Raw genomic sequence first — 19,547 nt, 5'->3', positions numbered from 1 at the left:
CTCAGCTGAAGAAGGGCAGCGGCTTCCGCTCGTAATTGTGGTGGCCCTCGACATAGCGCACCGTGCCCGACTTGCTGCGCATGACCATGGAATGGGTGATGGCGCCATGCGCCGTCCGCCGCACGCCGCGCAGCATCGGCCCGGTGGTGACGCCGGTCGCGGCGAACATCACATCGCCCTGCGCCATCTCATCCACGCGGTACTTGCGGTTGGGGTCGGTGACGCCCATGCCGCGGGCGCGCTGCACCTGCTCGTCATTCTCGAAGAGCAGCCGCCCCTGCAGCTGCCCGCCGATGCAGCGCAGCGCCGCGGCCGCCAGCACGCCCTCCGGCGCGCCGCCCGAGCCCATATAGATGTCGATGCCCGTCTCCGGCTGGCTGACCGCGATGACGCCCGAGACATCGCCGTCGCCGAGCAGCGTGATCCGCGCCCCCGCCGCGCGGCATGCCTTGATCATCGCCTTGTGCCGGTCGCGGTCGAGCGTGCAGACCATGAGGTCACCGACCTCGCACTTCTTGGCCTTGGCCAGCGCCCGCAGGTTCTCCTCGGGCGAGGCGTCGAGATCGACCAGCCCCTCCGGAAGGCCCGGCCCGATCGCGATCTTGTCCATGTAGATGTCGGGCGCGTGGAGGAAGCCGTTCTTCTCGGCAAGCGCCAGCGTGGCGATGGCGTTCGGCCCGCCCTTCGCCGTGATCGAGGTGCCCTCCAGCGGATCGACGGCGATGTCGACCTCCGGCCCGCCCAGGCCGATCTTCTCGCCGATATAGAGCATCGGCGCCTCGTCCATCTCGCCCTCGCCGATGACCACGGTGCCGGTGATGGCGACGGTGTCGAAGGCCCGGCGCATCGCATCCACAGCGGCGCCGTCCGCGGCATTCTTGTCGCCCCGCCCGATCCACTGGGAGGCGGCGATGGCGCCCGCTTCCGTCACCCGCACCAGCTCCAGCGCCAGGTTGCGGTCGACGACCTTGCCGAGTGTGGCCGCAGACATGCTCTTCTCCCTTGTCTTCTACAGTGCTTCGATGCGGATGAGCGCCGGCTTCTCCAGCACCGCATCCAGCGCGGCGATCCGGGCCAGCGCCGCACGCATCGCCGCCTCCTCGCAATCATGCGTAGTGAGCACGACCGGCACCGCCTCGCCCGGCGCCCGCCCGCGCTGCAGCATGGACTCCAGACTGATCGCCTGATCGCGCAGGATGCCAGTCACATCCGCGATCACGCCCGGCCGGTCGAGCACCATCAGCCGCAGGTAATAGGCGCCGCGATGCCGCTCCATCGGCAGCGCGGGCGCCGCATCGAGCGCCCCGCCCCAGACCGGCGTGTGCCGCCCGCGCGCGATGTCGATGAGGTCGGCGACCACGGCGCTCGCCGTCGGCCCCGCCCCCGCCCCGCGCCCCTCGAGCATCACCCGCCCGACGAAATCCCCCTCGGCGACGACGGCGTTGAACACGCCATCGACCCGCGCGATGGGTGCGGCCACCGGCACCATGCAGGGATGCACCCGTGCCGAAATTCCCGCCTCGTCGCGTGCGGCGATGCCGAGCAGCTTGATCCGGTAGCCGAGCTCGCCGGCCAGCGCGATGTCGAGCGCCGTCACCTCACGGATGCCCTCGACATGCACCGCGCCGAAATCCACCGGCCGCCCGAAGGCGAGCGCCGCCAGGATCGCCAGCTTGTGCGCCGCATCCACCCCGTCGATGTCGAAGGACGGGTCGGCCTCGGCATAGCCGAGCGCCTGCGCCTCGGCGAGCACATCGCCGAACTCCCGCCCCTGCTCGCGCATGGTGGTGAGGATGTAGTTGCAGGTGCCGTTGAGGATGCCGGCGACGCGGCGCAGCCGGTTGGCCGCGAGCCCTTCGCGCAGCCCCTTGATCGCCGGGATGCCGCCCGCGACCGCCGCCTCGAAGGCGAGTGCGGCGCCCCGCGCCTCCGCCAGCTCCGCGATCGCCGCGCCATGCACCGCGAGCAGCGCCTTGTTGGCGGTGACGACCGGCTTGCCGGCGGCGATCGCCGCCTCGACCAGGGCGCGGGCCGGCCCGTCGCTGCCGCCGATCAGCTCGACGACGACATCGACGCCCGGATCGGCGGCGAGCGCCACCGGGTCGTCATGCCAGCGCAGGCCCTCGACCGGCACGCCCCGGTCCCGCCCCCGCGTCCGCGCGGAGACGGCGCCGACCGTGACCGGCCGCCCCGCCCGCGCCGCAACGATGTCGCCATTCTCCGCGAGCAGCCGAAGCACGCCTGCGCCGACCGTCCCGAGCCCGGCGATGCCGATCGAGAGAGGCTTGCTCATGCCGAGACCTGCTCCTTCTCCGCCGCCACCGGCCCCAGATTGTCGCCCTGGAGGAAGCCCCGGATGCCGCGCAGCGCCTGGCGGATGCGCTGGTTGTTCTCGACGAGGGCGATGCGCACATGCCCGTCGCCATGCTCGCCGAAGCCGAGGCCCGGCGCGACCGCGACCTTGGCCCGCGCCAGCAGCAGCTTCGAGAACTCGACGCTGCCAAGGTGGCGGAATTTTTCTGGGATCGGCGCCCAGAGGAACATCGAGCCCTCCGGCGAGGGCGCCTCCCACCCCGCCTGGCGCAGGCCCTTGACCAGCAGGTCGCGCCGCTCGCGGTAGAGCCGCCGCATCTCGGCGACCGTGTCCTGCGGCCCGTTCAGCGCCGCCGTCGCCGCGATCTGGATCGGCGCGAAGGCGCCGTAGTCGAGATAGGACTTCACCCGCGTCAGCGCGCCGATCAGCCGCTCGTTGCCGGCGGCGAAGCCCATCCGCCAGCCCGGCATGTTGTAGGTTTTGGAGAGCGAGGTGAACTCCACCGTCACCTCCTTCGCCCCCTCCACCTCCAGCACGGAAGGCGGCGGCGTCTCGCCGAAATAGAGTTCGGCATAAGCGAGGTCGGAGAGGATGAAGAGTTCGTGCCGCCGGCAAAGCGCGACGAGGTCGCGGTAGAATTCAATGCTCGCCAGATGCGCCGTCGGGTTGGACGGGAAATTGACGATCACGGCCGTCGGCTTCGGCACCGAATGGCGCACCGCGCGGTCGATCGCCGCCAGCATCTCGTCATCCGGCGTGCAGGGCAGGCTGCGGACGGAGGCGCCGGCGATGATGAAGCCGAATTGGTGGATCGGGTAGGACGGGTTCGGCACCAGGATGGTGTCGCCCGGCGAGGAGATGGCCTGCGCCAGGTTGGCCAGCCCCTCCTTGCTGCCGAGCGTCGCAACGACTTCCCGCTCCGGGTCGAGCGTCACGCCGAAGCGCCGCTTGTAGTAGCCCGCCAGTGCCTTGCGCAGCCCGGGGATGCCCTTCGACATGGAGTAGCGATGCGTCCGCGGGTCCTGCACCGCCTCGACCAGCTTGGCGACGATATGCGGCGGCGTCGGGCTGTCCGGGTTGCCCATGCCGAGATCCACGATGTCCTCCGCGGCTGCGCGGGCCCGGGCCTTGGCGGCGTTCACTTCCGCGAAGACATAGGGCGGCAGGCGGCGGATGCGGTGGAATTCGTCCGTCATCGACATGGTCCGATCGGGGTTGCGCCGGGCCTTGCAGCGGCCCGGTCCGCCCCTATAGCCGGTTGCGCCGGCGCCCGCGAGGCTCCCGACGCGGATCAGAGCCGCGGCGGCGGGGGCGGCGCCCCGAGCAGGTCGGGCGGCGGCGGCGCCGGGGCGAGGTCGGGCATGGCAGGCGGCGCCTCGGGCTCGGCCGGGGCCGCGGCCCCGCCCCGGCGCGGCGGGGCCTCGCTCCAGGGCACGGCCGGCGCGCCGGCAAGGGAGGGCCGCGGCGGCGGCGCGGCCGGGATCGCCGGATCGCCCGGCGAAGCCGCCGGGAACCGCGCCGGCTCGGCCCGCGGCGCCAGCGCCTCGCGCGACCGCTCCCGGTCGGCGGCCAGCGCGGCGGAGATCGCATCCCGCACCTCGGGCGGCGGCCGCTCCGGCCGCGGCGGCACGCTGGCGAGGTTCGGCCGCGGCCGGTCCATCCCCGGCGGCGGCGGCCGGCCGGCATCCGCCTCGCCCGAGATCCTGCGATAGATCTCGACCGGGTTGACATCCTTCGGCACGGAGCACCCGCCAAGCGCCGCAAGGACCAGCAGCACCCCCGCCTGCACGCTCCGCATCATCCGGCCTCCTTGCGCGCAGCACTAGCGCGGAACCGGTCGACAGGGAAGCAACCCGCGGCCGGCCCCGGGGTTGGAGGGTCAGGCCCCAGGAGCTAGGATGCGCCATGGCCGACGAGAAAATCACCGAAAGCAACCAGTTCCGGCTGCCCGACCCGGCGCTGGTCACCCGCACCATGTCCGAGGTCGCCGAGCGCGGCCAGCGGATCGTCGCCGACTTCCTCAAGCGCCAGCAGGATGGCGGCGCGGTGCCGGACCCGCTCAACATCGGCGGCGCCTTTCTCGAGATGACGACGCGGCTGATGGCCAATCCGGCCAGCCTCGTGCAGGCGCAGCTCGGCTTCTGGCAGGACTACCTGACCCTCTGGCAGAACACCGCGCGCCGCATGATGGGCGAGCAGACCGCCCCCGTCATCGCCGAGGACCCGAAGGACCGCCGCTTCAAGGACGAGGCCTGGCGCGAGAACGAGGTCTTCGACTTCATCAAGCAGAGCTACCTTCTCAGCGCCCGCTACTTCCAAACCGTGGTCGGCAGCGTGGAGGGGCTGGATGCCAAGGCCGCGCAGAAGGTCGACTTCTACACGCGGCAATTCGTCGACGCGATGAGCCCCTCCAACTTCCTCCTCACCAACCCGGAGGTGCTGCGCAAGACCGCCGAGACCGGCGGCGAGAACCTGCTGAAGGGCCTCTCCCATCTCCTCGCCGATCTCGAGCGCGGCCGCGGCAAGCTCCGCATCCGCATGACGGACGACACCAAGTTCCGCGTCGGCGAGAACATCGCGGTGACGCCCGGCAAGGTCGTCTACCAAAACGACCTGATGCAGCTGATCCAGTATGCGCCGGCGACGGAGACGGTTCTCAAGCGCCCCCTCGTCATCTTTCCGCCCTGGATCAACAAGTTCTACATCCTCGACCTGCGGCCGAAGAACTCCTTTGTCAAATGGGCGGTGGACCAAGGCCACACCGTCTTCGTCGTCTCCTGGGTGAACCCGGACGAGCACCTGGCCGAGAAGGGCTTCGACGACTACATGCGCGAGGGCGTCTATGCCGCGCTCGACGCCATCGAGCAGGCGACCGGCGAGCGGCAGGTCAACGCCATCGGCTACTGCCTCGGCGGCACGCTGCTGGCGACGACGCTCGCGCACATGGCGGCGAAGCGCGACACGCGCGTCAAGACCGCGACCTACTTCGTCACCATGACCGATTTCGAGGAGGCCGGCGAGCTCTCCGTTTTCATCGACGAGGAGCAGCTCCGCGGTCTCGAGGAGAAGATGCAGCAGCGCGGCTATCTCGAGGGGCGCGAGATGGCGACGACCTTCAACATGCTGCGCGCCAACGACCTGATCTGGTCCTTCGTCGTCAACAACTACCTGCTCGGGCAGGAGCCCTTCCCCTTCGACCTGCTCTACTGGAACGACGATTCCACCCGCATGCCGGCGAAGATGCACAGCTTCTACCTGCGGCGGATGTACCAGCAGAACGACCTAGTGAAGTCAGGGGAGCTCGAGCTGCTCGGCGTCAAGATCGACCTACGCAAGATCAGGACGCCGAGCTACATGATCTCGACGCGCGAGGACCACATCGCGCCCTGGAAGAGCACCTACCGCGCGACGCAAATCTACAGTGGCCCGATCCGCTTCGTCCTCGCCGCCTCGGGCCATATCGCCGGCATCGTCAACCCGCCCGGCAGCGGCAAGTACAGCCACTGGGTGAACGAGGCCCTGCCGCCTGATCCCGAACAGTGGTTCGAGACGTCGACGGAGCTCGCCGGCTCCTGGTGGCCGGACTGGCACCGCTGGGTCACCGGCCAGGACAAGGGGGCGAAGGAGCAGGTGCCCGCCCGTATTCCTGGCGCCGGCGCTCTGCCGGCGCTCGAGGAAGCGCCTGGCAGCTACGTCAAGGTGCTCGGCGCCGAGTAGGCCGGCTCAGGTCCAGAGGAAGCTCGGCGGCGAGATCTTCTCCGCCGGGCGATGCGCCCAGTCCCGCTCCGGCACCTGCGCCTCGCAGCGCTTCTGCGCTTCGTGCAGCTCGGCCGCCGCCGCCGGGTAGTCCATGGTCAGCACCTCGCCGTCGCGCACTACCTGCCGCCCGTCGACATAGACGGCGCGCAAAGCCCGGTCGCCCGCCGCGTAGATCAGGCTCCGCACCGGGTCACGGGCTGGGCGCATCTGCGGATGGGTGATGTCGACCAGCACGAAGTCGGCCCGGCACCCCGCCGCCAGCCGCCCGATATCCTGCCGCCCCAGCGCCTTCGCCCCGCCGACCGTCGCCGCCTCGAACAGCTCGGTCGTCGACAGGCTGCGCGGGTCCGTCGCCTGCGTCCGCGCCAGATAGGCCGCGAGCCGCATCTCATCCAGCATGTTGTGCGGATAGGTATCGGTCCCGAGCCCGATATTTACGCCCGTGCGCTTGTACCGCCCGAGATGCTTCAGCGTGATCCCCCGCCGCGCGAAGACGGTCGGGCAATGCGCGACCGTCGTCCCCGTCTCGGCGAGGATGTCGAGGTCACGGCGCGTATGCCAGGGCGTGCTCGGATGGTCGTCGAGGAAGATACCGTGCCCGATGATCGCCCGCTCGTCGAGCAGCCCCTGCTCATGCAGCCAGCCGATCGGCGTGAAGCCGTGCCGCCGCGTGATCTCGTGGAATTCGGAGACCGACTGCGCCGCATGGATCTGCCAGGAGATGCCGCGCCGCCTCGCCTCGTCATGGCTATCCTTCAGCAGCTCCGGCGTGCAGGTGTCGATCTGCGCCGGCACCGCCATGCCGAAGAGCCGCCCGCTCTCATGCTGCTCCGCCCGCTCGACCAGGGTGAAGGCCTCCGCCATGGCCTTCTCGCCCGCCACCGCGTCCCACTCGTATTCCACCACATGCCCGTTCTTTGTGAACCACCGCGCCGAGCGGAACATCGGGGCGATGCAGACCCGCATGCCGCTCTCCGCCAGCAGGTCCAGCCAGCCCGGATGCGCCATCGACAGGTCGGCGACGGTGGTGACGCCCGAGAGCAGCAGCTCCGACAGCGCCACCTTCACGCAGCTATGCACCGCGCCCGAATCCGGCCGGAAGATCGGCAGGTACTCGTAGAGCGAGGAGTTGTAGAGCCCCGGCGTCCCCACCTCATCGGTGAAGCCCTTGTTCATCGGCTCGGATGACGGGTGGGAGTGGATGTTGACCAGCCCCGGCATCACCATCATGCCGCTGCCGCTGACGGTCTCATGCACCGGCCCCGCATAGTCGCGGCCGACGAAGAGCAGCTTCCCATCCTCATAGGCGAGGTCGGCATTCGGCATGTAGACGTGCTGCTTCCGGCCCTCGTCCCAGGCCAGGACGATATCCGCATTGCGGATCAGCGTGACGGACATGCTTCCCTCCCTCTCGGCCCCCGATGCTCCGCCAGGGCCGGCAGCCGCGTCAACCGCCCTTGCCCGCGTTTCATTCCACCGCAAGACTGCCGCCGCCCCTCACCGCAGCAGGACGACCCGATGCCCGCCCCCTCCCGCATCACCCGGCTCCTCGCCGGCGCCGCCCTCTCGGCCTCGCTCGCCCTCCCCGCCACGGCGCAGACCCTCCGCGTCGTCCTGGTGAACGACCTCGCCAGCCTCGACCCGGTGCAATCGACCGCCGCCTTCGTCCGCAACCACGGCTTCATGGTCTATGACCAGCTCTTCGCCCTCGACAGCAAGGGCGAGCCGCAGCCGCAGATGGTCGAGAGCTTCGACCGCTCGCCCGACGGCATGCGCTGGCGCTTCACCCTGCGCGAGGGCCTCGCCTTCCATGACGGCAGCCCCGTCCGTGCGGCCGATGCCGTCGCCTCCATCAGGCGCTGGGCCCAGCGCGACGTCGTCGGCCGCGCGCTCGTCGCCGCCACCGCCTCGCTCGAGGTGGCGGAGGAGCGCAGCTTCACCCTCACCCTCGCCCGCCCCTTCGCCCTGGTGACGGAGGCCCTCGCCCGGCCCACCGCCAGCGCCCTCTTCGTCATGCCGGAGCGTCTGGCGCAGACACCCGCTACCACGGCGATCACCGATGCCACCGGCTCCGGCCCCTTCGTCTTCGAGGCGCGCGAGTGGCAGGCCGGCAACCGCGCCGTCTACCGCCGCAACCCGGCCTATCGCCCGCGGCCCGAGCCGGCCGACGGCCTCGCTGGCGGCAAGCGCGTGCTGGTCGAGCGCCTGGAATGGCTCGCCATGCCGGACCCGGCCACCGCCGCCGCCGCGCTTCAGTCCGGCGAGATCGACTTCCTCGAGAACCCCTCGCCCGACCTCATCCCGACGCTCGAGCGCAACCGCGCCATCCGCCTCTTCGCCCTCAACCCGGTCGGCTCGGTGGTCTGGCTCCGCCTCAACCACGCCCAGCCGCCCTTCAACGACCCGCGCGCTCGCCGCGCCCTGCTCCACCTCGTCAACCAGCAGGAGAACCTGCAGGCGATCGGCATCCGGTCCAGCGAACAAATCCCCTACTGCCCCGCCTATTTCCTCTGCGGCACGCCGCTGGAGAGCGCCGCCGGCGCCGAGGGCCTGCGCGAGGCCGACCCGGAACGCGCCCGCGCCCTGCTCCGCGAGGCCGGCTATGACAGCCGCCGGGTCATCTTCCTCAACGCCACCGACAGCCCCGCCAACAACGCGGTGACGCTGACCATGGCCGAGTCCTTCCGCCGCGCCGGCCTGAACATGGACGTCCCCGCCATGGACTGGGCAACCCTCACCCAGCGCCGCAACCGGCGCGAGCCGCCAGACCAGGGCGGCTGGAACCTCTTCGTCACCATCGCCAACGTCCTCGACGCCCAGAACCCGCTGACCAACCTCTATCTGGCGAGCCCCTGCGAGGGCGGCCTCGCCGGCTGGCCCTGCGACGAGGAGCTGGAGCGCCTCCGCCGCGCTTGGTGGGAGGAGCCGGACGCGACGAAGCGCCACGCCCTGCTCGAGCAGGTCCATGCCCGCGCCTACCAGGTCCTGCCCTACATCAATGCCGGCCAGTACCGCACGCTGAGCGCCCGCCGCGCCAATATCGAGGGCATCCGCCCCACCACCATCCCGGTCTTCTGGGGCGTCGAGAAGAAGTAGGCCGTCGCCAGGGCACCCTTCGCCGCTTCCCGCGTTTCATGCCGGAACGGAAGAGGAGACCACAGGCATGAGCGAGAACCGGATGGAAGGCAGCGGCGCCGCCGCCGTCGGCGCCCACAGCAAGGATGCGATGCAGTCCGGCAACATGCCGGGCGGCCGCCCCCAGGGCGTTGACCCCTCGGCGGTCGGCCACCGGCCGGCCGGCTCCGACGACACCATGCAGAAGGCCCGCGAGATGGCCGGCGAGGCCAAGGGCTTCGCCGACGACACCGTCTCCACCGCCCGCGGCATGGCGCAGGACTACGGCGCCCAGGCCGGGCAGATCGCCCGCCAGGCCGGCGACAGCCTCTCCGAGGCCGGCAGCCAGGCCTACCGCCAGAGCCAGCAGGCGGCCGACTACCTCAACGACCGCGTGCGGGAGGAGCCGCTTCTTGCCCTGCTTGGAGCCGGCGCGGTTGGGTTTGCCTTGGGACTTCTTATCGCAAGGCGTTGAGGAGGGCGTCGCCCTCCTCAAACTCCTCCCACCAAAGGCCGAAAGGCCCTTGGAAACCGGGAGCTAGCGGCGAGGCGGGACGTAGGCGCGGAGCCAGTTGCCGAGCTCCGCGGTGTGGCGGCGGCGGTCGAGCACTTCGGGGCCGATGCCGTAGCGCCAGGCGAGATCCTTCCGGCCCGGATCGGCCTCCAGCGCCAGCAGGTCGGCGGCATAGGTTTCGACATCGCCGAACCCATCCGCCGCCAACGCGGCCGCTTGCGTCCGCATCAGCGCCGCGACGCAGCCGAAGGTCATCTCGGGGTGGTACTGCACGCCGTGGAAGCTCCCGCCCCCTGGCGTCCGCACCGCCATTCCCTGCACCGCGCTCATCGCATTGCCGGCGAGCACCTCCGCCCCCGGCGGCGGCACCTCCACCTCATCGAGATGGGTGCACAGCGCCTCGAACACCGCCGGCCGCACGGCCATCACCGGATGCCGCTGCCCGGCCTCGGTCAGCGCGATCCCCCGCGCCACGCCCATCTCCCGCCCCCGCGGATTGACCCGCACCAGCCCGCCGAGCGCCGCCGCGGCTAGCTGCAAGCCCCAGCAGCTCCCCCAGACCGGCCGGTCCGTGGCGAAGAGCGCCCGCGCGAACTCGATCTGCCGCTCCACCTCCGGCCCGCCCGCCGGCACATGCAGCGGCGAGCCGGTCAGCACCACCCCGTCCGCATCGCCGGGCGTCATGCCGAGCGGCAGCGCCTCGCCATCCGCCAGGTTGAATTCGAGGCACCGTACATCCGGCGCGTGCAGCCGGAGCCCCGCCTCGAACATCTGCACATTGGAAGGCCCGCCCAGCGCCCGGTAGGCCTCGCCCCCGGCCGAGGGCGAGCAATCGGCGATCAGGATATGCCGCATGGTCCCGCTCAATCCTTGTAATCCGGCTGCTCCCGGTCGAGCTTCCGCTTGAGCGCCTGCCAGGGCAGCCAGCCCTTGGTCGGCCCCGTGCTGAACTGCGCCCGCGTCCGCGCCACGGTCTCCGCCGAGGGCAGCGCCAGGGGCACGCCGGAAGCCTGCGCCGCGAGCTGGATGCGGCAGCTCTGCTCCAGGTACCACATCCAGTAGAAGGCCTCCCGCACCGTCCGCCCGACCGTCATCAGCCCATGATGCCTGAGGATCATGCACGGCTTGTTGCCGAGGTCGCGCACCAGCCGCTCCCGCTCGGAAAGGTTGTCGTCGGCGGCCACCCCCTCATAGGCGTGGAAGGCGACGCGGCCATCGAACTCCATGCTGATCTGGTTGAGCGGGAGCAAGCCTCCCTGCTGCGCCGCGACGGCCATCCCGGCCAGCGTATGCGTATGCATCACGCATTGCGCATCCGGCTGGCCGAGATGCACCGCTGAATGGATGACGAAGCCCGCCGGGTTGACCGGCCAGTCCGTCTTCTGCGCCGGCTCCCCTTCGGCATCCACGACGACGAGGGAGGAGGCCGTGATCTCCTCGAAGAGCAGCCCATAGGGATTGACCAGGAACCGGTGCCCCTCCCCGGGCACCCGCACCGAGAGATGCGTGAAGACCAAGTCCGTCATCCCGAAGAGCGCGATCAGCCGGTAGGCGGCGGCGAGGTCCTCGCGGAGCTCCCGCTCATCGGGCACATGGTCCGGATCGGGCCGGACGGGCGGCGGCGGCAACGGCATCTCAATAACCCTTCTCATGGTCGAACAGGTTGGGCAGCCCCTCGCCCCGCTCGAAGCCGGCGATGGCGCGGGCGACGGCCGCCGCCCGCTCCGCCCGGCTCGGCAGGCTGGCGACATGCGCGGTGACGGTCGCCCGCGGATGGCCCCAGAGCGGATGGTCGGCCGGCAGCGGCTCCGGCTCGAAGACGTCGATCACCGCGCCGGAGAGCTGCCCGCCGTCCAGCGCCGCGACGATGTCCTCCAGCCGCTGCTGCATCCCCCGCCCCACGCCGACATAGCCCGCCCCGCGCGGCAGCCGCGCGAGGGTTTCCGCATTGATGATGCCCCTTGTCTCCGCCGTCGCCGGCAGCAGGCAGACGAGGATATCGCTCCCCCCGAGGAAGGCGTCCATCTCTCCGGGCCCGGCATGGCTCTCCACCCCCGGCAGCGCCTTCCGCCCCTTGGACCAGCCGATGACGCGGAAGCCGATGCCCCGCAGCATCAGCGCCGCCCGGCTGCCCATGCTGCCGAGCCCCATGATCCCGACCGTCCGCTGGCTCGCCCGGTAGGGCGGCTCGAAATCATCCCAGCGCCGCTCCGCCTGGGCGATCGCCATCCTTCGCGCATCCTTCAGCAGCGAGAGCGCAGCCCAGCAGACGAACTCCCCCATCCGCTCCGTCGCCTCGGGGATGCTCATCCGCACCAGCGGCACATGCCGCGGATAGGACGGGTCGGCCACGATGCCATCTACCCCCGCCCCGGAGCCGAAGACCACGCGCAGGTTAGGCATGGCGGCAAGCCGCCCCGGCTCCGGATCCCAGACCAGGGCGTAGCGCACCTCCTCCGGCCTGAGCCCCGGCTCCTCCCAGTAGCGGATGTCGAGCCCCGGCGCGCAGGCGGCGAAGCCCTCGCGCCATTCCGCCATGGCGGCCTCGCCCCCCGACTTCACCACCAGCACCGCCATCCGCCCTCGCCCCCTGAGTCGCCGCTGGCCGAGCATAATCCAGGCCATCCCCCTTGCACCCCCAGGCCCGAGGCCCGACCCTGGCCCGCCCGTCACCAGCCCGGGAGCCGCGCCATGCCCCACCCCGTCTTCGCCCCCGGCTTCAAGCTGAGGCCATGGTGGTGGGAGGCCGCCGAGCCGCCCCAGCGCGCCAACCCGCTGCCCGACCATGCCGCCATCGCCGTCATCGGCGGCGGCTATGCCGGGCTGTCGGCAGCCCTGACCCTCCGCCGCCTGGGCCAGCGCGTCACGGTGCTGGACGCCGAGCGCATCGGCTGGGGCGCCTCCTCGCGCAACGGCGGGATGGTCTCGGGTGGGCTGAAGATCGTCGGCCCGGCCCTCGAGGCAGCCCATGGCAGGGAGCGCGGCCGCGCCATCGCCCTCGCCGCCGCCGCCAGCCTCCCCTTCATCGAGGACACCATCGCCCGCGAGGGCATCGATTGCGACTACATCCGCTGCGGCCGCTTCGCCGCCGCCTGGTCGCCCCGGCACTACGACGCCATGGCGCGGAAGGCCGAGCTGCTGGAGGAGGTCACCGGCCTCCCCGCCCGCATGCTGCCAAAGTCCCGCCAGCGCGAGGCCCTCGGCAGCGACCACTATCATGGCGGCATGCTCGCCGCCGCGACCGGCAGCCTCCACCCCGGCAAGTATGCCCGCGGCCTGGCGGCGGCAGCTGAGCGCGCCGGCGCCCTTCTCGTCGACGGCGTCCGCGTCCAGAAGATCCGGGAGGAGGGCAGCGGCTTCCGCATCGCCACCGACCGCGGCGAGCTCCGCGCCGATGCCGTCCTCGTCACCACCAACGGCTATTCGCTCGACAAGCGCGGCACGGCCAGCCCCTGGCTCGCCCGCCGCCTGGTGCCGCTCAACAGCTACATCATCGCCACCGAGGAACTGGGCGAGGCCGAGATCGACCGCCTCTTCCCCGGCCGCCGGATGATCTCCGACAGCAAGCGCGTGCTGAACTATTTCCGCCCCTCGCCGGACGGCAAGCGCATCCTCTGGGGCGGCCGCGCCAGCTTCCGCGCTGCGACGGCGGAGGACACCGCCCCCGCCCTCCACGGCTACATGACCGAATGCTTCTCCGAGCTGGTGGGGGTGAAGATCACCCATGCCTGGACCGGCAACGTCGCCTTCACCTTCGACAGCCTGCCGCATATCGGCGTCGAGCGCGGCATCCACTATGCCGCCGGCTGCCAGGGCAGCGGCGTGGCGATGGCGACCTGGCTCGGCCACAATGTCGCGCTGAAGCTCGCCGGCGCGGCCAACGAGCCCTTCCCGCTCGACGGCCTCCCCTTCCCGACCCGCCCGCTCTACTCGGGCAACCCGAATTGGGTCCTGCCCTTCATCGGCGGCTGGTACCGCCTGCGCGACCGGATCGACCGCCGGGTCGCATAGGCCTTGCTTCGGGGCGGCCGTCGCGCTAGAGGAAAAATTGCCTAGGGCCTACCCGCGCCCGGCGGGAAAATGGGCCCTTCAAACCCTCAATCCTTCAAATCCCAGGCCGGAACCATTGCCCATCAACGGCTTGGGCATGGGCGGCTTGAAGCCTTCAAGGCCCCTCGGGCATTGACACCGCGCGGCCCCTGCCCGAAGGGACGGCCCGCACCGGAACCCCAGCCGTGTCCTACACCGTCCACGAGATCTTCCTGACCGCTCAGGGCGAGGGCGCCAATCTCGGCCGCACCGCCGTCTTCATCCGCTTCGCCGGCTGCAACCTCTGGTCCGGCCGTGATGAGGACCGCGCCGATGCCGTCTGCCGCTTCTGCGACACCGAATTCCGCGGCGGCACCCGCCACGACCGCGCCGGCCTGGTCGCCGCGGCCACAGCCCTCTGGCCAACCGGCGCCCCCGGCCGCTTCTGCGTCCTCACCGGCGGCGAGCCGCTGCTGCAGGTCGACGCGCCCTTGCTGGCGGCCCTGCGCACCGCCGGCTTCGCCATCGCCATCGAGACCAACGGCACCCAGCCCCTCCCCGGCCCGATCGACTGGGTCTGCGTCAGCCCCAAGGCCGGCGCGCCCCTCGCCCTGGCCGAGGCCGACGAGCTGAAGCTGGTCTATCCCCAGGCCGGCATGGACCCTGCCGAGTTCCGCGCCTTCCCGGCCCGGCAGCGCTGGCTCTCGCCGATGGACGGGCCCGCCCTCGCCGAGAACACCGCGGCGGCGGCGGCCTATTGCCTCCGCCACCCGGACTGGCGCCTCAACATTCAGGCCCACAAGGCCTGGGGCATCCGCTGAGGCCCGCCCCTATTCGAAGCGATTGGACTTCGGGAAGCCGTTCGGCGGCAGCTTGCCCGCCCCCGCCCGATTGCCGCGCCAGGCCGTGACATCCTGCTCCACCCGCACCCGGTCGCCGAGCCGCCAGCTCAGCCCCTCGCGCCGGGTGAAGACCTTGGCATCCGCGAGCCCGCCATCCTTGTAGGATTGCAGCTGCACGCCGCGCCCACGCGCCATCTCCGGCACCTGGTCGAGCGGGAAGAGCAGCAGCTTCCGGTTTTCGCCGATGACGGCGACCATGTCGCCCTCGGCCGGGACGCAGACCGCGGCCTCGCGGCCCGGCTCCAGCACCAGCACCTGCTTGCCCGTGCGCTTCTCCGCCAGCAGCTCGGCGCCGGGGACGATGAAGCCCCGCCCGTCCTGGCTCGCCACCAGGTAACGCAGGCCGTCTGCGGGGACGAAGAGCTCCAGCACCGCATCCTCGTTGGTCAGCTCGACCATGAGGCGCACCGGCTGCCCATCCCCCCGCCCGCGCGGGATGGCGTCCGCCTTGAGGGTGTAGGCCCGCCCATTGGTGGCGAAGAGGATCAGCCGGTCCGTGCTCTGCGCATGCACCATGCGAAAGAGCTCGTCGCCCTCCTTGAAGCGCAGCTCGGTCTCCGGCGGCAGATGCCCCTTCTGCGCCCGAATCCAGCCCTTCTCGGAGAGGATGACGGTGATCGGCTCCCTCTCGACGAAGGCCGCCTCATCCACCGTGACCGCCGGCAGCGCCCCGCCCGAGACCGTCCGCCGCGCCCCGAGCGCGCCCTCGCCGAAGGCCTTGCGCACCTCCTCGATTTCGGCCGCGATCGCGTTCCAGCGCCGCGCCTCGGAACCCATCAACCCCTGCAGCGCCTTCTGCTCCTTGGTGAGCTTGGTGTGCTCCCGCCGGATCTCCATCTCCTCGAGCTTGCGCAGCGCGCGCAGCCGCATGTCGAGGATGGCATTCGCCTGCATGTCGGTCAGCCCGAAGGCGGCCATCAGCGCCTCCTTCGGCTTGTCCTCCTCGCGGACGATGCGGATGACCTCGTCGAGGTTGAGATAGACGATGAGGTAACCATCGAGGATCTCGAGCCGCCGCGCGATCGCCGCCAGCCGGTGCTCGGTCCGCCGGACCAGCACCACATGCCGGTGGTCGAGCCAGGCGCGCAGCACCTCGCGCAGGCTCATCACCCGCGGCGTGCGGTCCGCATCCAGGACGTTGAGGTTGAGCGGGATGCGGTTCTCCAGCTGCGTCGCGCGGAACAGCGTCTCCATCAGCATCGCCGCATCGACGTTGCGCGTCTTCGGCTCGATGACGATGCGCACCTTGTCCGTGCTCTCGTCGCGGATGTCGCCGAGCAGCGGCAGCTTCTTCTCCTCCAGCAGCTGGGCGATCTGCTCGATCAGCTTCGCCTTGGCGACCTGGTAGGGAATCTCCTCGATGATGATCTGGTAGGCGCCAAGCTTGCCCTCCTCGCGCCGCCACCGCGCCCGCACGCGGAAGCCGCCGCGGCCGGTCTCATAGGCCTCGCGCAGCGCCTCGGCGCTCTCCACCAGCACGCCGCCGGTCGGGAAGTCCGGCCCCTGCACATGCCGCAGCAGGTCGTCGGTCCCGGCCTGCGGGTTGCGGATCAGCTCCAGCGCCGCGCCACAGAGCTCGCCCGCATTGTGCGGCGGGATGCTGGTCGCCATGCCGACGGCGATGCCCGTCGCGCCATTGGCCAGCAGGTTCGGGAAGGCCGCCGGCAGCACCACCGGCTCCTGCTCCTCGCCGTCATAGGTCTGGCGGAAGTCGACGGCATTCTCGTCGATGCCCTGCAGCAGCGCCTCGGCGACGATGGTGAGCCGCGCCTCCGTGTAGCGCATGGCCGCGGCGTTATCGCCGTCGATATTGCCGAAATTGCCCTGGCCATCGACCAGCGGGTAGCGCGCGGCGAAGTCCTGCGCCTGGCGCACCAGCGCCTCGTAGATCGAGGCGTCGCCATGCGGGTGGTACTTGCCCATCACGTCGCCGACGATGCGGGCGCATTTCTTGAACCCCGCCGCCGGGTCGAGCTTCAGCTGGTGCATCGCCCAGAGCAGGCGGCGGTGGACCGGCTTCAGCCCGTCCCGCACGTCCGGCAGGGAGCGGGACATGATGGTGGAGAGCGCATAGGCCAGGTAGCGTTCCGACAGCGCATCGGCGAGGCCGGTATCGCGCATGCCGCCGCCATCCGGGCCGGGGGGCAGGGTCTTGATGTCGTCGGGCATGTCTCGCCGTTTTCGTGCTTTGTTCTCGCCGGCAGTCTAGCCCAGACCGGCCGCCAAGGCCACCCGATCCTGCAGCATCCCACGCGCCGGCGGCATTCCGCCCGGACGGTGGCCGAAGGCGTCGCGGGCCAGGAAATGCCCGGTCAGCCGCAGCCCCGCCAGGCATTCCGCCGCCCCCACCGGCCCCGACTGGCCGAGCAGGAAGCGGGGCAGCGGCAGCAGCCGGTCGGCCCAGGGCCCGGCTGCCGCGGCGCTCACCGCCCGCCCGCTGCGGGGGGAAACCCAGGTGAGGTCCTCCGCCCCGCCCGTCACCGCGCAGCGGGCGAGGTCGAGCCCGTAGCCGAGCTCCGTCAGCAGCTCCGTCTCCCATTGCACATAGTCGGGCAGCGCCGCCAGCGCCCCCGCCGGCAGCCGGGCGATCAGCGCAACGAGCCCCTGGAAGCAGTGCGGATGCGGCTCCCGCTCCGGCAGCGCCCCCTCGGCGACCGAGCAGGCCGCCGAGAGCAGGGCGAGGCCGAGCGGGTCCTCCAGCGCCAGCGCTGCCGCCGGATGCACTAACTCGCCGGAGAGCGCGCCCAATTGGTCCGGCAGCCGCGCCACCCAGCGCGCCTCCACCAGATTCCCCTGCAGCCAGAGGGAGGACTGCGCCCGCGAGGCCCCGCCCTTGGCGAGGCCCGCATGCCGGCCCAGCGCCTCCGTCAGAAGGGTCACCACGGCGCCCGATTCGCCATGCGGCCGGGCGCCGAGGACGATGGCCGGGCCTTGCCACTCGGTGCTCATGTCGAGGGAGATGGTGCCGGGCCGTTGCGATGTCGAGGGAAAGGCGGTGCCTCTCCCTCACCCGCCGGTCATAGGCCGGCGGCGAGCATCCCCGCCACCTGCCGGGCGAAGCCGGCCGGGTCGCGCGGCACGTCCCCGTCCTGCAGCCGGGCGAGGTCGAGCAGCGTCCCCGCCTCGGACTTCAGCTCGCCCTCCATCCCGGCGAGCTTGCGGATGAGCGGATGGCGCGCGTTGATCTCGAGCACCGGCAGGCCGGCGCCGAAGCTCCGGCCGGCGCGGCGCAGCAGTCGCTGCATCTGCAGGTCCGGCCCGCCCTCGGGCGCGGCCAGCACCACGGCGCTGTCGACCAGCCGGTCCGTCGCCCGCACCTCGGAGACCTCGCCCTCCAGCGCCGCCTTCAGCAGCGGCAGGAGCCTCGCCACATCCGCGACCTCGCCCTCGGCCTCGGCGCCCGCGATCTTGGAGAGGTCGACCGCGCCCTGGGTGATGCTGCGGATCGGCTTGTCCTCGAAGCGGTCGAGCCGCTCCGGCCAGAAGGCATCCACCTGGTCGGAGAGGAGCAGCACCTCGACGCCGCGGGCGCGGAAGCCCTCGAGCTGGCTCGACTTCGCCAGCGCCTCGGCATCGTCGCCGACCAGGATGTAGATGGCCTCCTGCCCCTCCTTCATCCGGGAGACGTAGTCGGGCAGCGAGGTCCAGCCCTCGACGGCGGAGGAGCGGAAGCGCAGCAGGGGCGCGAGGTCCTTCCGGTACTCGCTGTCCTCCCAGACGCCCTCCTTCAGCACCTGGCCGAAATTCTCGAAGAAGCCGGCATAGGACTCGGCATCCTTGGCCTTCGCCTTCAGCTCCGACAGCACGCGGCCGGTGACGGCCTTGCGGATGCGGGCCAGCGCCGGCGTCGATTGCAGCATCTCGCGCGAGACGTTGAGCGGCAGGTCCTCGGTATCGACGACGCCCTGGATGAAGCGCAGCCAGGGCGGCAGCAGCCCTGCCTCCTCGGTGATGAACATGCGGCGGACATGCAGGCGGACGCGGCTCTCGCGCTCGCCCTCCACCGGCATGAATGGCTTCATCCCGGGGATGAAGAGGAGGGCCGCGAATTCCGTCGTGCCCTCGGCCCGCCAGTGCAGCGTCGCCCAGGGCTTGTCGAAGGCATGGGCGACGTGGCGGTAGAACTCGGCGTACTGCTCCTCGGTCACCTCGGCCTTGGGCTTCCGCCAGAGCGCGGTGCCCTCGTTGGCCGGCTCATCCTTGCCGTCCTGGGCGATGGTGATGGGGAGGGTAATGTGGTCCGCCCACTTCCGGATGATGGTCTGGAGGCGGATCGGCTCCAGGAACTCCTCCGCATCTGGCTTGATGTGGAGGGTGATGGTGGTGCCCGGCTCCTCGCGGCTTGCGAGGGCCAGGGTGAAGTCGCCCTGCCCGGCGGAGGCCCAGGCCCAGGCCTCCTCGGCGCCGGCGCGGCGGGAGACGACCTCGACCCGCTCGGCGACCATGAAGGCCGAGTAGAAGCCGACGCCGAACTGCCCGATCAGGCTCGGCCGCTCGCCCGGCTTGGCATCGGCCAGCGACTGGGTGAAGGCCCGGGTGCCGGAGCGGGCGATGGTGCCGAGATTCTTCGCCAGCTCCTCCTTCGCCATGCCGATGCCCTGGTCGCTGAGCGTCAGCGTCCGGGCTGCCTTGTCGGGCAGGATGCGGATGGCGGCGCCCTCGGGCAGGGCGGGGACCGACTGGGTTAGCGCCTCGAAGCGCCGCCGGTCCATCGCATCGGCGGCATTGGCCACCAGCTCGCGCAGGAAGATCTCGCGGTCCGAGTAAAGCGCATGGACAACCAGATCCAGCAGGCGCCCCACCTCGGCGCCGAATTCATGCCGCTCGACAGTCTCGCTCAAGCCTGGCTCGCTCACGCCTGATCCTCCGGGAAGGGATGCCTATCCGGCGGGGCGATATGCAAAAGCCGGGGCCG

At 71.1% G+C, this 19,547-nt stretch carries 16 protein-coding genes; 5 read left to right on the top strand and 11 right to left on the bottom strand.

Annotated elements, in window-relative coordinates; translation table 11 throughout:
• Window position 1 precedes the first annotated feature (1 nt).
• The 4 genes from glpX to AC5JJ1_RS21230 all read right to left on the bottom strand — a co-directional run bounded on the left by glpX (window position 2) and on the right by AC5JJ1_RS21230 (window position 4,115).
• Window positions 2-991: a class II fructose-bisphosphatase gene (gene glpX, locus AC5JJ1_RS21245; protein WP_495787109.1), complete on the bottom strand. Its 990-nt coding sequence runs from the start codon at window positions 989-991 to the stop codon at window positions 2-4.
• 18 nt (window positions 992-1,009) lie between these two features.
• Window positions 1,010-2,293, bottom strand: a complete 1,284-nt coding sequence (locus AC5JJ1_RS21240; RefSeq protein WP_495787108.1) for a homoserine dehydrogenase — start codon at window positions 2,291-2,293, stop codon at window positions 1,010-1,012.
• On the bottom strand, window positions 2,290-3,510 hold the full coding sequence (locus AC5JJ1_RS21235) for an LL-diaminopimelate aminotransferase (RefSeq protein ID WP_495787121.1): 1,221 nt from the start codon (window positions 3,508-3,510) through the stop codon (window positions 2,290-2,292). The genes AC5JJ1_RS21240 and AC5JJ1_RS21235 overlap by 4 nt, the downstream gene beginning before the upstream one ends.
• 95 nt (window positions 3,511-3,605) lie before the next feature.
• Window positions 3,606-4,115: a hypothetical protein gene (locus AC5JJ1_RS21230; protein WP_495787107.1), complete on the bottom strand. Its 510-nt coding sequence runs from the start codon at window positions 4,113-4,115 to the stop codon at window positions 3,606-3,608.
• A gap of 104 nt (window positions 4,116-4,219) precedes the next feature.
• On the opposite strand from AC5JJ1_RS21230, the gene AC5JJ1_RS21225 reads away from it, so the two are divergent.
• Window positions 4,220-6,031: a PHA/PHB synthase family protein gene (locus AC5JJ1_RS21225; protein ID WP_495787106.1), complete on the top strand. Its 1,812-nt coding sequence runs from the start codon at window positions 4,220-4,222 to the stop codon at window positions 6,029-6,031.
• A 6-nt stretch (window positions 6,032-6,037) separates the two neighbouring features.
• Here AC5JJ1_RS21225 and AC5JJ1_RS21220 read toward each other — a convergent pair whose 3' ends face one another.
• Window positions 6,038-7,471, bottom strand: a complete 1,434-nt coding sequence (locus tag AC5JJ1_RS21220; protein ID WP_495787105.1) for an amidohydrolase family protein — start codon at window positions 7,469-7,471, stop codon at window positions 6,038-6,040.
• Window positions 7,472-7,591: 120 nt separating this feature from the next.
• Between AC5JJ1_RS21220 and AC5JJ1_RS21215 the strand changes: the two genes are divergently transcribed.
• Entirely contained in the window at window positions 7,592-9,169 is a 1,578-nt protein-coding gene (locus tag AC5JJ1_RS21215) for an ABC transporter substrate-binding protein (protein ID WP_495787104.1), read from the top strand.
• Window positions 9,170-9,236: 67 nt separating this feature from the next.
• Window positions 9,237-9,662, top strand: a complete 426-nt coding sequence (locus tag AC5JJ1_RS21210) for an ElaB/YgaM/YqjD family protein (protein WP_495787103.1) — start codon at window positions 9,237-9,239, stop codon at window positions 9,660-9,662.
• 63 nt (window positions 9,663-9,725) lie between these two features.
• Here AC5JJ1_RS21210 and AC5JJ1_RS21205 read toward each other — a convergent pair whose 3' ends face one another.
• Genes AC5JJ1_RS21205 through AC5JJ1_RS21195 form a run of 3 tightly spaced genes read right to left on the bottom strand, consistent with a single transcriptional unit; the run spans window position 9,726 to window position 12,326 of the window.
• Window positions 9,726-10,556, bottom strand: a complete 831-nt coding sequence (locus AC5JJ1_RS21205; RefSeq protein ID WP_495787102.1) for a type 1 glutamine amidotransferase — start codon at window positions 10,554-10,556, stop codon at window positions 9,726-9,728.
• Between the two features lie 8 nt (window positions 10,557-10,564).
• Entirely contained in the window at window positions 10,565-11,335 is a 771-nt protein-coding gene (locus AC5JJ1_RS21200; protein ID WP_495787101.1) for a class II aldolase/adducin family protein, read from the bottom strand.
• 1 nt (window position 11,336) lies between these two features.
• The gene (locus tag AC5JJ1_RS21195) at window positions 11,337-12,326 is read right to left on the bottom strand and encodes a 2-hydroxyacid dehydrogenase (protein WP_495787100.1); all 990 of its coding nucleotides are present in this window, start codon (window positions 12,324-12,326) and stop codon (window positions 11,337-11,339) included.
• A 66-nt stretch (window positions 12,327-12,392) separates the two neighbouring features.
• Between AC5JJ1_RS21195 and AC5JJ1_RS21190 the strand changes: the two genes are divergently transcribed.
• Both AC5JJ1_RS21190 and queE read left to right on the top strand, forming a co-directional pair.
• The gene (locus AC5JJ1_RS21190; protein WP_495787099.1) at window positions 12,393-13,712 is read left to right on the top strand and encodes an NAD(P)/FAD-dependent oxidoreductase; all 1,320 of its coding nucleotides are present in this window, start codon (window positions 12,393-12,395) and stop codon (window positions 13,710-13,712) included.
• 224 nt (window positions 13,713-13,936) lie between these two features.
• On the top strand, window positions 13,937-14,551 hold the full coding sequence (queE, locus tag AC5JJ1_RS21185; RefSeq protein WP_495787098.1) for a 7-carboxy-7-deazaguanine synthase: 615 nt from the start codon (window positions 13,937-13,939) through the stop codon (window positions 14,549-14,551).
• Window positions 14,552-14,560: 9 nt separating this feature from the next.
• On the opposite strand, the gene parC is transcribed toward queE, so the two are convergent.
• The 3 genes from parC to htpG all read right to left on the bottom strand — a co-directional run bounded on the left by parC (window position 14,561) and on the right by htpG (window position 19,473).
• Window positions 14,561-16,801 (bottom strand): DNA topoisomerase IV subunit A, encoded by a 2,241-nt coding sequence (gene parC / locus AC5JJ1_RS21180; protein ID WP_495787097.1) that lies wholly within the window; start codon window positions 16,799-16,801, stop codon window positions 14,561-14,563.
• 36 nt (window positions 16,802-16,837) lie between these two features.
• Window positions 16,838-17,581 carry a DNA repair protein RecO gene (gene recO, locus AC5JJ1_RS21175; protein WP_495787096.1) on the bottom strand — a complete coding sequence of 248 codons (744 nt, stop codon included), beginning with the start codon at window positions 17,579-17,581 and terminating at the stop codon, window positions 16,838-16,840.
• Between the two features lie 68 nt (window positions 17,582-17,649).
• Window positions 17,650-19,473, bottom strand: a complete 1,824-nt coding sequence (gene htpG, locus AC5JJ1_RS21170; protein ID WP_495787095.1) for a molecular chaperone HtpG — start codon at window positions 19,471-19,473, stop codon at window positions 17,650-17,652.
• Between the last annotated feature and the right edge of the window lie 74 nt (window positions 19,474-19,547).

It is taken from the genome of Belnapia sp., assembly GCF_059504005.1.
This window is presented reverse-complemented; position numbering and strand designations above follow the sequence as displayed.